Origin of the sequence: Rhodopila sp. (genome assembly GCF_965276935.1) — a bacterium.
Lineage (GTDB): Bacteria > Pseudomonadota > Alphaproteobacteria > Acetobacterales > Acetobacteraceae > Rhodopila.
Genome location: NZ_CBDIBS010000001.1, coordinates 163,082 through 175,736, shown reverse-complemented (window position 1 = coordinate 175,736; position 12,655 = coordinate 163,082). Strand labels below are relative to the sequence as shown.

At 63.7% G+C, this 12,655-nt stretch carries 11 protein-coding genes; 3 read left to right on the top strand and 8 right to left on the bottom strand.

Going from position 1 to position 12,655, the window contains the following annotated elements; all coding sequences use genetic code 11:
• The first annotated feature begins 3 nt into the window (after positions 1–3).
• Positions 4–1,263 (top strand): class I SAM-dependent methyltransferase, encoded by a 1,260-nt coding sequence (locus ACQY4S_RS00775; RefSeq protein WP_428483264.1) that lies wholly within the window; start codon positions 4–6, stop codon positions 1,261–1,263.
• A 264-nt stretch (positions 1,264–1,527) separates the two neighbouring features.
• Here the strand turns inward: ACQY4S_RS00775 and ACQY4S_RS00770 are convergent, their stop codons facing one another.
• Together ACQY4S_RS00770 and ACQY4S_RS00765 are read right to left on the bottom strand one after the other, a co-directional pair.
• Positions 1,528–3,063, bottom strand: coding sequence for an acyl-CoA synthetase (locus ACQY4S_RS00770; protein ID WP_428483263.1), 1,536 nt, complete (start codon positions 3,061–3,063; stop codon positions 1,528–1,530).
• Between the two features lie 333 nt (positions 3,064–3,396).
• Positions 3,397–4,290: a helix-turn-helix domain-containing protein gene (locus ACQY4S_RS00765; RefSeq protein ID WP_428483262.1), complete on the bottom strand. Its 894-nt coding sequence runs from the start codon at positions 4,288–4,290 to the stop codon at positions 3,397–3,399.
• A 252-nt stretch (positions 4,291–4,542) separates the two neighbouring features.
• On the opposite strand from ACQY4S_RS00765, the gene ACQY4S_RS00760 reads away from it, so the two are divergent.
• Positions 4,543–5,580: a glycosyl transferase family protein gene (locus ACQY4S_RS00760; protein ID WP_428483261.1), complete on the top strand. Its 1,038-nt coding sequence runs from the start codon at positions 4,543–4,545 to the stop codon at positions 5,578–5,580.
• Between the two features lie 90 nt (positions 5,581–5,670).
• On the opposite strand, the gene ACQY4S_RS00755 is transcribed toward ACQY4S_RS00760, so the two are convergent.
• Positions 5,671–6,960 (bottom strand): acyltransferase family protein, encoded by a 1,290-nt coding sequence (locus tag ACQY4S_RS00755; protein ID WP_428483260.1) that lies wholly within the window; start codon positions 6,958–6,960, stop codon positions 5,671–5,673.
• A 206-nt stretch (positions 6,961–7,166) separates the two neighbouring features.
• Here ACQY4S_RS00755 and ACQY4S_RS00750 point away from each other — a divergent pair, with 206 nt between their 5' ends.
• Positions 7,167–7,490 (top strand): methylated-DNA--[protein]-cysteine S-methyltransferase, encoded by a 324-nt coding sequence (locus ACQY4S_RS00750; protein ID WP_428483259.1) that lies wholly within the window; start codon positions 7,167–7,169, stop codon positions 7,488–7,490.
• 274 nt (positions 7,491–7,764) lie between these two features.
• On the opposite strand, the gene ACQY4S_RS00745 is transcribed toward ACQY4S_RS00750, so the two are convergent.
• From ACQY4S_RS00745 to ACQY4S_RS00725, 5 genes are all read right to left on the bottom strand, one after another.
• A complete protein-coding gene (locus tag ACQY4S_RS00745; RefSeq protein ID WP_428483258.1) occupies positions 7,765–8,394 on the bottom strand; it encodes a PEP-CTERM sorting domain-containing protein in 630 nt (209 codons plus the stop codon).
• Positions 8,395–8,645: 251 nt separating this feature from the next.
• Positions 8,646–8,846 (bottom strand): hypothetical protein, encoded by a 201-nt coding sequence (locus tag ACQY4S_RS00740; protein ID WP_428483257.1) that lies wholly within the window; start codon positions 8,844–8,846, stop codon positions 8,646–8,648.
• Positions 8,847–9,755: 909 nt separating this feature from the next.
• On the bottom strand, positions 9,756–10,181 hold the full coding sequence (locus ACQY4S_RS00735; protein WP_428483256.1) for a hypothetical protein: 426 nt from the start codon (positions 10,179–10,181) through the stop codon (positions 9,756–9,758).
• A gap of 568 nt (positions 10,182–10,749) precedes the next feature.
• Positions 10,750–11,454 (bottom strand): glutathione S-transferase family protein, encoded by a 705-nt coding sequence (locus ACQY4S_RS00730; protein WP_428483255.1) that lies wholly within the window; start codon positions 11,452–11,454, stop codon positions 10,750–10,752.
• Positions 11,451–12,647 carry a CaiB/BaiF CoA transferase family protein gene (locus ACQY4S_RS00725; protein ID WP_428483254.1) on the bottom strand — a complete coding sequence of 399 codons (1,197 nt, stop codon included), beginning with the start codon at positions 12,645–12,647 and terminating at the stop codon, positions 11,451–11,453. The genes ACQY4S_RS00730 and ACQY4S_RS00725 overlap by 4 nt, the downstream gene beginning before the upstream one ends.
• Between the last annotated feature and the right edge of the window lie 8 nt (positions 12,648–12,655).

Below are 12,655 nucleotides of genomic sequence, written 5' to 3'. Positions count from 1 at the left end.
TGCATGAGCAATACAGCCGACGATCAACTCGCCGACCAGTACGAGGCCTATCCCTACCCACGCCGCGATCCGCGCGACGAGGCCAGGCGGCTGATCGTCGGCAGTCCGAGCCATATCCGGGAGATCGATCACTGGGTGTTCGGTGCCACCAGGCCGGCGACACGGCCGTTGCGCGCGCTGATCGCCGGCGGCGGCACCGGCGACGCCACGGTCATGCTGGCGCAGCAGATGGCGCGCCTGGGCCGGACCGGGTCGGTGACCTGGCTGGACCGCTCCTCGACCGCGCTGGCGATCGCGCGCGGGCGAACGGAGCAGCGAGGCCTGACCAATGTTGTCTGGGAACAGCGGTCGCTGCTGGATCTGCCGGGCTCTGGATTGGGACCGTTCGACTATATCGACTGCTGCGGCGTGCTGCACCATCTGCCCGACCCGGCCGAAGGGCTGCGCGCCCTGCTTTCGGTCCTCGCGCCGGAGGGCGGGATGGGACTGATGGTCTATGCGCCGCATGGCCGCACCGGCGTCTACATGATGCAGGACGCGCTGCGGATGCTGGCGCCGGCGGATCAGCCGCCGCGGCAGCGGCTGGATGTCGCGCGCCGGGTGATGCGGCATCTGCCGGACACGCAATGGCTCCGCCACAACCGCGGCTTCGACGACCACATCAATGGCGGCGATGCTGGATTGTACGACCTGCTGCTGAACCCGCGCGACCGTGCCTTCACCGTCACCGCCTTTGAAGCCATGCTCGCCGAGGCCGGCCTGCGTGTCGCCTGCTGGGTGGAGCCGCTGCGCTACGACCCGGCGCCGCTGTTGCCCGACCCCAGGCTGCGCGCCCAGATGGACGGCATGAGCCTGACGCAGCGGGCGGCCCTGGCCGAAGCACTGGCCGGCAACATGGCCGGGCACATCGTCTATTGCACCCGTGCCGCCGATCCTCGCTGTGATCCCCTGGCGCGCGCCGATCCGTTCGCCGCCGCGGCCGTGCCGGTTTGCCGGGAGATCAGCGGCGCGGAGCTGGTCCGCGGCATCGGTTCCGACGGCATCCTGTCCGTAATACTGGACGGCCTGCGCATCCCGGTGGCGCTGCCCCCGCTGGCCTCGGCAATCCTGCCGTTGATCGACGGTCAGCGCGACGTCGGCCAGATCAGCGCGATCCTGGCGGGGCGCGGGATGAAAGCCGAGGTATTCGGCAAGGCATGGCGGCAGACCTTCACCGCACTGGAGCGGATCAATCGCGTGCTGCTGGCGGCGCCTGGCGGCTAGCGGCTTCTGAAGAAACCCCAGCTTTGGCTCGGGAACGACCGCCGAGTGTGGACGCTGGTCCTTACAGCGCGGAGGGCATGCGCGATCTATCGTCGCGGACAAGGCGGTGCGCGGCCTGTTGATGATCGGCGAGGCCGTCGACGTCGCCGGATGGCGCGTGGCTAAAACTCAAGATGGGCGTAGGCAAGCGATGCGCGGGACAGGCAGTCTGAGCGCGGCGGCCTCTCGCCTGCCGACTTTCCTGCCGATAACAACGCAGCCCGGTCAGGCCGGTGCGGGCCAGTAGGCCGCGCGCAACGCCTGCTTATACAGCTTTCCCGTCGGCAAACGGGGAAGCTGCTCGACGAAATCGACGGATTTCGGCACCTTGTAATGCGCCAGCCGCCCCCGCATCCAGGCAATGAGTTCGTCTGCCAGCACGTCCGACGGATGCACGCCGTCCATCGGTTCGATCACCGCCTTGACCTGCTCGCCCATCTCCGTGTCGGGGATGCCGAACACGGCGACATCGCGGACCACGGGATGCGAGACCAGCAGATCCTCGATCTCGCGCGGATAGATGTTCACGCCGCCAGAGATAATCATGAACGCCTTGCGGTCGGTCAAGAACAGATATCCGTCCGCATCGACAGCGCCGATATCGCCGACGGTCGACCAGTTGACATGCATCGGGTGCTGCGCCGACCGCGTGCGTGCCGGATCCTTATGGTAAGCAAACGACACGGTATCCCGTTCGAAATAGACCAACCCGGCTTCGCCCGCGGGCAGTTCGTTGCCATCTTCATCGCAGATGTGCAGCACGCCGATCACGGCACGTCCGACCGAGCCCGGGTGCGCCAGCCACTCGGCGGCATTGATCCGGGTCATGCCGTTGCCTTCGGTGGCGCCGTAGTATTCATGAATGATCTTGCCCCACCATTCGATCATCGCGCGCTTGACCTGCGTCGGGCACGGCGCCGCAGCGTGGATCGCCATCCGATGACTGGACAGGTCATGACGCCGGCGCTCGGCTTCGGGAAGCTTCAACATGCGCACGAACATGGTCGGCACCCATTGGCTGTGGGTGATCCTGTATCGCTCGATGCAGGCAAGCGCTTCCACCGGGTCGAAGCGCGGCATCATCACGACGGTTCCGCCGGCATGATGAACGCCAAGCGAAAACGCCAGCGGTGCCGCATGATACATTGGCGCGGGAGACAGATAGACCGTTTTTTGATCAAATCCATAACCGCCGACGAAAGCCTTGACGATCTCATCCTCCCCCACCGCGACATCGCGCAGCGGGCGGCGCACGCCCTTGGGACGGCCGGTCGTGCCAGAGCTGTAGAGCATCAACTCGCCGATCCACTGTTCGGCGAGCGGCGTGACGGGAAATGGTGCGATTGTGTCCTCATAAGATAACCAGCCATCGATCGTGCCATCGGTCATCAGAAACCCGCGGCACCGCGGCAGACGCGGCGGCAACGTGACGGCGATGTCCTGCCGCGCTTTCGAGGCGACCACCACGACCGCATCGGAATCGTTGATGATGTAGGCAGCCTCATCCGCGGTCAGGTATCGGTTGACCGCGGTAAGATACAGGCCAGATCGCCGGGTGGCCCAAACAACCTCCATGAAGCGCATGTTGTTTTCCATGAACAGCGCCACGGTGTCGCCGCGCCTGACCCCAAACGCGGCAAGGTATTGGGCAAAGCTGTTGGATCGCTCATCCAGTTCTCGGTAGGTCATCATCTCGCCGGTGGCGCTGTCGATCACCGCCGGCCGGTTGGGCGCCTGCGCCGCATGCGTACCGATGAACATGGTTTCCTCGCATTTTTCCGGAATATGCCGCAAAACCAACTGGGACGCCATCCTGACCGGGGGGAGCTGGTCGCTTCGACGGAGCCGGATGTGCGCCGATGCAGGGCGTACTCCCTAGGCTGCAACCGGGAGAAAGTGACACATCGGAGGCGGTGCCTTGTCATGCCGAAGCGGGTCGGCATTCACGTCTTTTCTCAGCACCTACAAGGCGTGGATGGCGGGCCTGCGCGCGCCATGACGATTGCGGCCGTCTCGCCGACCGGTCGAGGTCGTCTGTCGGTGCCGCGGGTGTGGCTGGTCCGGACTTTAGCCCTGACGGGAAGAAGTCACAAGTCAGGCCGTCGCGGCGACCCAATGGTTCGCGCTTGCTGGAACATAGGTCTCCGGCGCCTGACATCGCTGCGCATCGCGCCGCAGGACCGCCGCGGTGTGCGGGTCGGCGGGCAGGAACGCCTCGATCGCCAACTCGGACAGGGTTATGTCCATTGGCGTGCTGAACCGCGTCGTGGTGTTGAAGAACGACAAGGTGCCGTCGATGGTGACAAGTTGGAACGGCATGGCAACCGTGTGGGGGGCGGCGGCGGCCCGCGCCGGCTGTCCCCCCGGTGGGCTGGGATAGTCACGGATTTCCTCCAGCAGATCGACCAGGCCGGCGTCCCCGGTGGTGTCGATCTCACGGCGCAGGCGGGCAGTGATGTGGGCCCGCCATTCCACCAGGTTGACGATGCGGCAGGCCAGGCCGGCAGGGTGCAGGCATAGCCGCAGCAGGTTGACAGGGGGACGCAACAGCATGGGTTCGGCGCCGGTGACCAGGTTGGCCACGGCCTTGTTGGCCGAGATCATCATCCAGTGCCGATCGACCGCCATGGCCGGAAAGGGATCGTGACCCGCCAGGACCAGTTCCACGTTGCGGCGGGCGACGGCCATGTCAGGCACCAGGAAGTTACGTTGCTGGTAGGCCGGCGCATAGCCAGCGGCGACCAGCATCGTGTTGCGCACACGCAGTGGCACATCAAGACACTCGGCAAGATGCAGCACCATTGATCGGGCCGGCCGTGAGCGTCCGCTTTCAAGCAAACTGAGATGCTTCTTGCCCACATCGGCATCACATGACAGGTCGAGCTGGCTCATGCGGCGCCTACGACGCCAGTCGCGCAGGACATTGCCGAATGAGTCTTGTGCGGCCAGGCTGCCCGATGTTCGCATACGGTTCCATTCGTCGTTCATAACCGCCGGCGATCCGGGTTCGGATCAGATCACGGCGAAGCAATTCCTCACATGTTGCATGTAAGCACTGAATTATCAAGCGGCAGTCAGTAGATCGTTAAACAGCCGTAGCAAACCGTGAATTCGCATCGAGGCAATCAACTGGCATCATCACGGCTTCGAGAGAAGCATGCGGCCCTCTTGCCATGGGTCAGCCTGGGTTTCTGATAAACGTCCGTTGACGGGTGAAGACAGAGAGCAGACTGGAACATCATGGTCCAATCAGCCGACACCGAGGCACGTTTCGCATCCTTCGTCGCCACGCTGGGGCGCGGCCCAGGTCGTTCGCGCGCGCTGACGCGGGAGGAAGCCCGCGACGCCTTCGGCATGGTCCTGCGCGGCGAGGCCGATCCGCATCAGATCGGCGCCTTCCTCATGCTGCTGCGGTTCCGCGGAGAAGACGCGGAGGAGATCACCGGCCTGGTGCAGGCCGCCCGCACCCACGCCAGACTGGGTCAGGCTTCGCCGAACGTGGAGCTGGATTGGCCGTCGTATGGCGCGGGACGCACGCGGGGGGCGCCCTGGTTCCTGCTTGCGGCGCTGGCGCTTGCCAATTCGGGCACGACGATTCTGATGCATGGCTCGAACGACTTCTCCTCGGGGATCAGCGTGGCGGACGGGTTGCATGCGCTGGGTCTGCGGCCGGCCGCGGCGATGGCGACGGCGGCTGATGACCTGCGACGGGATCGGTTTGCCTATCTGCCGCTGCATGCCATGGCGCCGGCAATGGACCGTCTGCTGGAGATGCGCCGGCTGTTCGGCCTGCGCTCCCCGGTCAACACCGTGGCGCGACTGCTGAACCCGGCGAATGCCCCGTTTGGGGTCGATGGCGTGTTCCATCCGCCGTACATCGACGTGCATCTGGGGGTGGCCGAGCGGATGGGCCGATCGCGGCTGCTGGTGCTGAAGGGCGGTGGCGGCGAGGCGGAACGGGTGCCGCTGAAAGCCGCGACCGCCGCGCTCTGGGACCGACGGCTGGGCCGCGAGGATGTGGCACTTCCCGCCGTGGCGGGGCTGCCAGCGCACCCGACGGGTGAGGATACGCCGACTTTGCTGGCCGCCGTATGGCGTGGCGAGGCGACGCCCCAGACGCCGCTGGCGACGATCCAGGCGACGATCGCGCTGGCGCTTCTGGCGATGGGACGTGCCGCCGATCCGGCCGAAGCGATGGCGCAGGCGGGCGCGATCTGGACGGCGCGGCGGCGCGTTTTCACGTCTGAAGCGGCGCGACCCGTCGATCGGACAGCCTGACGGTTGGCTAAACCACGTCCAGTTCGGATAGGCGCGGTTTTAGACAAGCCGTGTCGCGCATCCCTGCTACAACTGTCGAAAGCTTCGAATTCAGGGCTCACCCCAAGGCACGACCGTGCTTTCGAGAGAATGTGCCGGCGCTGTGCGGGAAGGCCGCGGCAATCTTTCCAAGCCGGCGAAGCCTGGCATCGGTGCGGTCTCCGATCTTGATGCAACCGCCGGGGGCACTGCCCATCGGGTTGCCAGGTTGATGGCGCGCATCCACCACATGTCGAACCGGGCGAGCGGCAGGGCGATGGCAAGGGTCGCGCAGACCGTCACGGCGCAGCCGCCCAACGCCGGCCAGGGCGACGGCATGGCGCCGGACAATCCGAGAAACGTTGCCGATCCGGCCGAACAGATCACCAGCACATGCACAAGATAAACCGGAAAGGATAACCGCCCCAAGGCGGCCGCCCAGACGCCCGAGAGCGCGCGCCGCACGCTTGTCGAACCCTCAACGGCGAGAATCAGGGCAACAGATCCCACGATATGCACATCCGAGGGTAGCCACTGGGTGCCCGACAGCATGGCAATCCAGTGGTAATCGCCGCGGCCATCGAAATAGCCAAGGCAGTAGATCCCAACGACGCCCATCATGCCAGCCAACGGCAGCGGCAGCCGCGGCGATCGCCTGGTCAGCAGCGCCGCCAGAAGGACCCCGGAGACGAAGGTCAGATAGGCACGGTCGATCCGCGCGACGACCAGCACCACGACGACAGCAAGAAAACCAGAAACCAGCGGCCGGGCGGGGCGCAAATGGATGAAAACCAACGCGAGCGCGAACGCCAGCAAACTGCCGCGAAATTCGATGACCATGGTCCAGAGACTGGTGTCCCAGGAACAGTCTCCGTAGAAGAACACGCGATACACGCTTTGTGTCAGCGCGCCGATCAGGCCCTGGTCGGCGGGACCTGGGTTGGCGAAGGCGAAACTCGAGAGCCAGGGGGAGTGTGTCAGGCGGCCGGCGTCGACGAACGTGGTGTAGGCCCCGAGCCGCGACAGCGCGTAAGATAGCAGGATGGTCACGACCACAGGTCCGGCGAGCCGGGGCCAGCGTTTTACGATGCCGCGCACCAGTGGGACAGCGTCGCCGGTGGCCAGGGCGCGACGGGTCAGCACGAATCCCGACAGCACGAAGAAGAAATCCACGGCCGCGGGCCCGTTCAGCACGCCGAACCAGAAGTGGCCATTCGCCGCCTGGGCCGGATTGAAGCCCTTGAAGATACCGGTCCGTCCGGGAAAGAAGCCGCACATCAGGTGCCAAGCCACGACGGTCAACGCGGCCAGTCCCCGTAATGCCTCCAGCGGAACGTCCTTGCCCTGCGACGGGTGTGTCATGATGCGGACGCGCCGAAAGGATCAGGGTGTCAGGCAGGATGCCATCCATCGCCATACGGTTCCGTAACGGGTCGCCGCCTTGCGTGCAAGCAACAACTGTCCGATGCAGCCAGCCCATGCCATCGACATCGCCCGCCAGTACCCAGTGCAGCCGACCCAAGTTCGGCTGCGGCGGCCCACTCAAGGTCAGTATGTCCCAAAAGTCCGTGGCCCAGGGCGTTCGCTGTCACGCGAATGGCGCACGGACCGGCACGCCATTCCAACGCGCCGTCTGGGCCGCTCTCACCACGATCGCTCCGGACGACACCTTCAGCTATGGCGTCCTGGCGGCGAAGCTTGGATGTCGCAGATCCGTTCGAGCCGTCGGCCTAGCCAACGGAGCCAACCCGATCAGCGTCGTGGTGCCCTGTCATCGCGTGATCGGCACCGATGGCTTGCTGACCGGCTACGGCGGCGGTATCGAACGCAAACGATGGTTACTCAACCACGAGGCCGCGGCTTACCGCGACAGGCCGGCTCGTGCGACCTAGCACGAGACAGACCGGGTTCGTCACGACCTGATAGACGATGACCTATTCGCTAAAACGTCGCGATGAGCTTTGACGGCACGATCATCCAAAGAGCGATCTTTATCGCTTCGGACATAACGCCGTAACGCCGCTGCTTGGCGAAGACTGATTGGGCCTTCTTGATAACCGAGGCGTCCCGTTAGAGCGGCTGACACGTTGGGGCGGTAACAGATGCGGAGAATGCTCCGGCCGCCTGGCGATCGATTTATTGACCAGCCAGGCGACGCTATCTGGATCAGGCAGTTGCTTGTGGACACCGCGCCGGGTGGCGACGGGCGACGACGCCCAAACCAATGATGCCGACGCCGAACAGGGCGATGGACATCGGCTCCGGTGTGTCGACGACCTGCACGGCAACCTGTCCTGTCAGCGACGTGCCAGTGCCGGAGAGGGTGGTATCATATAGCTTGACCATGCCGGTGGTACCGTCAGCGAACCTGACGTTCTGCGCGACGTAATTTCCGTAGCTGTCCGATCGGCTGGGAACGCCCCAGTTGATATCGCCTGTACTTGTGTTTCCGTTGTTCGTTTGATCGACTGTGCCGTTGAACTGGGCGAATTGCAGCACGCCAGTGCTGGGCTCCGTCCAGGACAGCGTGAGGTAAACCTGGTCGGTTTGGGAGCCTTGCGTGGTATCAGTGGTCGTCAAGGACACAATGGCAGGCGTGTAGACGCCGCCGGTGGTGACAAATGGCTCCGCCCGTGTGGTAAATGTCAGTGCAGTGTTGCCGGTGGAATAGTCTGTGAGCGTGGCGGTGGCACTGAACACGGTGGCGTTGGCGGTGGCGACACCGGTGACCGAGACGGCGGCAAGAGCCATGGCTCCAAGCAGCGTGAGACGGAATGAACGATTTGCCAGAACCATAATGTCGCTTCCTGTCATGATCAGCCGAAATGCTCGGTCTGTAGTGCAGAATAAGCAACGACCGTGCCAACAGTCTAAACATACATCTGCAGTGATAATACTACATATGTATATCATTATCGGACAAAATACATGCTGTTGTGTGCTATTTTAAGAAAATAGAGGCGCAAAATACTTTACACATGCAGGCGTATAGTAGAGGCTAGAAGCAGCATTCAGTCGTATATCCTCTACCCTCCAGCCAGACGCGGCTAGCGTTTCACCGCGGCGCGCGCCGACGCGACCCCGCCGGCGGCGACCAGGGCACGATGGGTCAGCACGAAGTCCGAAAGTAGGAAGAAGGAATCCATCGTGGCGGCCCTGTTCAACAGTCCGAACCAGAAGTGGTCGTTCGCCGCCTCCACCGGATCAAAGTCAATGAAAATGACCGGTTGTCCCAGGAAAAACCGCACATCAGGTGCCAGGCCACGACGGTCAACACCGCAAGTCCCCGCAATGCCTCCAGCGGGATATCCTCGCCCTGCAATGAATGTGTCATGAGTCCATGATGTCGACAGGCCGGAACAAGCGGCACGTTACGCCGGTTGCAATCCATCACCACACCGTGCCGTAAGAGATAGCCGCCGAGCATGCTAGTATCGCGCATCAGAGAAGCGCGATACGTCGCTATTGGCCTGAAGTATCTGATTCATGCGCCGAAACGTGGCCGCTACGCGTCTCACGCTTCTCTGCGATCAGATACTAGCGACATCCGCCGACACAACGTGAGCGATGCGGCGACGCCAAAAGGCGGAACGAGACCGGTGGATGCTACATAAAGCAGCTACGCGCCGCGCACAGCGTCTTCATTCTTGAAGCGGAGCGGCTCGGGTTGACGGATACGCAATGGCGACGGCAGTTGGAACGTCAAATCAACTAAGATGATCGCTATCAGCACATGGCGGTAAACCATATTGTTACAATGTCAACGCCGCCCTAACCAGAGGTGGGAAGGCAGTCTTGCAGTCCGCTGAGGGTGGATTGTCGACCATGCGTTCTGACACGCCGATGTTCAGAGAGCAGATATGCGAAGACGCAATCATGTCCTGACAAGAAAGCAATGAAGGCGTCGCTTTGACTAAGCCGAAACGGGGTCCGCCGATTGCTCGACGAACCGCAACTCACGCAAGTAGGTCTCATACCAGGGGTCTGAACGGCCGGTTGATTGCGCGCGGGGTGGTGGGTTGGCCGCGCGCGAAATCAGCAAGATACCGACGGTCCGTTGACCGGCTATGGGTCAACGCCAAGGGCCGTGGGGATCAGTCCGCGGGCGCAGTCGTACGTCGGCGGGCTGCGAGGCCGGTGCCGACGATCATCAAAGCCTAGGTTGCGGGCTTGGGCACTGCATTCACGTTGATGTTTTCGTAAAAGACCCCGCCGGTCGCGTCGAGATCAACCGATGTGATATTAGCGAACTGCGTCCCCAGGTTAGTCCTTTGCGGGCTAGACGTTGCGACGCCGTTAAGATTGTCGATTGATATCGCAGTAGCAACGCTCTGACCAGAGGAACCGTAACCTGGCAGCAGACCGATATCCACCGAGATGAGGCTGAATGTGCCGCCGTCAGCGACGGTAAGGAAAACGTCGCCACCATGACTGAAATTGCCAGTTGCGGTGATGACATGGACCTTATTGACGACAGCGATGGTCGGAGCGGCCGAATCTTCGTTCCGTAGCGTGAGCACAACATTGCCAGCAGTGAGTGGCTGAGTGAAGGCGTCGAGTGGGAGACCGCTGAGGTCGATCACACCGGCATTTGCAGCGGTAGACAAAAGCGCGGTCGCAGCTAAGGCCAGCGCAGTTATGATTTTCGATCGAGTAGTTGAAAACATATGTCGAGGTTTGTTTGCGCCCGCAGCGCATCCTGTTGGTGCCGGCGTGCCATCGGCACACGCCCACGGTCACTCCCGATGGCACCATGCCACCAGCCGTTTATTCAGCTCAAATCGGAAGACAAAGACATCTCACCAAAGTTCCGGTGCGGCTCAAACTATGTGCCTCGGCGAAAAATAGCCAAACATTCCGGAAGCCGTTCGGCTCGAGATAGAGTTTGCAGAGGATGCCGCCTTCGTCGCCCATGGAGTGCACAAGCGATCGTGGCAGTCGCCGGGATGGCCGCGTGCGACCTCGTCGCCGGCGACCAAGGCACGACGCGTCAGCACAAAGCCCGACAGTAGGAAGAAGAACTCCTCCGCGGGAAGCGGACGTCTAACAAAGCGGCGGCCCAGCACGCTGCTCCAGGGCACTTTCCGTAGCCTTCGCCTGGGCTTTTCGGGCTCCTTTCAGCCCTTGAACCAGCGGCAACCCCCTACCCGCTCAGCCGCCCAATGACCGCGCCGACTGGCCGAACAGGATCTTGTTCGCCGCTTCCGTGTGCGGACCCGTCCGTCGCATCGGCTTCCCAAGATCGACGCCTCGCCGCACCGCCGGCCGCGACTTGATGGTGTCGCGCCAGCGGGAGACGTGGGGAAATGCCTCCAGCGACTGGCCCAGCGGCTTGGCGATCAGCACCCAGGGCCAGGAAATCATGTCGGCGATCGAGTAGTCATCCAGGATGAAATCCCGCCCGCGCAGACGCTGTTCCAGCACGCCCAGGCAGCGGTTGTACTCCCCGGCATAGCGCTTGTGGGCGTAGTCATGGTCACCCGCCTGCACGCTTTTCGCGTAGTTCACGAAGTGACTGAGCTGCCCGGCCATCGGCCCCAGGTTGCCGACCTGCCAGAACAGCCACTCCAGGCACTGCTTGCGCCCGACGCGACTGGTGGGGATGAAGCGCCCTGCCTTCTCCGCCAGATGGATCAGGATGGCGCCTGATTCGAAGATCGGCAGCGGGCCGTCCGGGGTGTCGTTATCCACAATCGCTGGCATGCGCGCGTTTGGGCTGATCGCCAGATAATCCGGCTTGAACTGGTCGCCGGCGCCGATGTCGACCGGCTTGAGCGCATAGGGCAGCCCGGTCTCCTCCAGCATGATGGAGACCTTCCAACCGTTCGGCGTGGGCCAGTAATAGAAGTCGATCATGCGGCGTCCTCCCGGAGTGTCAGCGCCTGGATATCGCTGGCCGAATAGCCGATCTCGGCCAGCACCGAGGCGGTATGTTCGCCCAATGCCGGGCCGCCCTGGCGGATGCCGGCGGGTGTCGCGGAGAAGCGCGCGGCGGGGCGGGCCTGACGCAGCAGCCCTGCCTGTGGATGCTCGGCTTCCACGACAATGCCGTTGGCGACGACCTGCGGGTCGGACAGCATCGCTGTGCGGGTCAGCACCGGCGCGCAGGGCACGCCCGCCTCGGTCAGCCGATCCAGCCATTCCTCGGCTGGGCGGGTGCGCAGCACGTCCTGGATCAGGCTAAGGCGTTCGTTGATGTGACGCTGGCGCAGCGCGGGCGTGCTGAAGCGGGGGTCCTGCAGCCATTCCGGCTTGTCCAGCGCGCGGGTCAGCGCCAGCCATTCGCGGTTGGTCTGCACCGCGGCGCTGATCGCGGTGGTGGCGGTTTCGTAGATCAGGTCGATGAAGCTGGCGGCCTCCTGCTGCGGGATTTCCTCGCCCACGAAGGTCTGGCTGCCCATGTCGGAGGCCCAGAGGAAGGCGACCACGGCATCCAGCATCGACAGCCGGACATGCTGGCCCTGCCCGTGGCCCTCCCCTGGGCGCTCGCGCGCCAGCAGGGCGGCGGTGATGGCCTGCGCCGCGCTGACGGCGGTCAGCTTGTCGGGCACGATGGTGCGGACCAGCCTTGGCCGTTCGGTGTCCGACCCCGCCTGGATGCTGGCGAGGCCGGAGACCGACTGGATCAGCGGGTCGTAGACCGGCTTTTGCGCGTATGGGCCGGTTTCGCCGAAGCCGCTGATCGAGACATAGACGATGCGCGGTGCGACGGCGCGCACCGCGGCCTCACCCAGGCCCATGCGGTCGGCCACGCCGGGGCGGAAGTTCTGCACGAACACGTCCGCTGTGGCGGCCAGCCGCAGCAGGGCCTGCTTCGCTGCCGGGTGCTTCAGGTCCAGCGCGACCGAACGCTTGTTGCGGTTGTTATTCAGGAACGATGCCGAGAACCCTGCCCTGCGGTTGTTCGCCGCGCGGGTGTGGTCGCCGCCATCGGGATTTTCCACCTTGATCACGTCGGCGCCCTGGTCGGCCAGAATCATGGTGGCCAGCGGTCCCGAGATCATCGAGGTCAGGTCTATGATCCGATAGCCGTCCAAGGGTCCGGGCATGGCGGTTT

Coding starts and splice junctions, on each gene's coding strand:
- ACQY4S_RS00760 (WP_428483261.1), top strand. CDS start 4,543: ATGGTCCAATCAGCCGACACCGAGGCACGTTTCGCATCCTTCGTCGCC.
- ACQY4S_RS00755 (WP_428483260.1), bottom strand. CDS start 6,960: ATGACACACCCGTCGCAGGGCAAGGACGTTCCGCTGGAGGCATTACGG.
- ACQY4S_RS00775 (WP_428483264.1), top strand. CDS start 4: ATGAGCAATACAGCCGACGATCAACTCGCCGACCAGTACGAGGCCTAT.
- ACQY4S_RS00725 (WP_428483254.1), bottom strand. CDS start 12,647: ATGCCCGGACCCTTGGACGGCTATCGGATCATAGACCTGACCTCGATG.
- ACQY4S_RS00745 (WP_428483258.1), bottom strand. CDS start 8,394: ATGGTTCTGGCAAATCGTTCATTCCGTCTCACGCTGCTTGGAGCCATG.
- ACQY4S_RS00765 (WP_428483262.1), bottom strand. CDS start 4,290: ATGAACGACGAATGGAACCGTATGCGAACATCGGGCAGCCTGGCCGCA.
- ACQY4S_RS00730 (WP_428483255.1), bottom strand. CDS start 11,454: ATGATCGACTTCTATTACTGGCCCACGCCGAACGGTTGGAAGGTCTCC.
- ACQY4S_RS00770 (WP_428483263.1), bottom strand. CDS start 3,063: ATGTTCATCGGTACGCATGCGGCGCAGGCGCCCAACCGGCCGGCGGTG.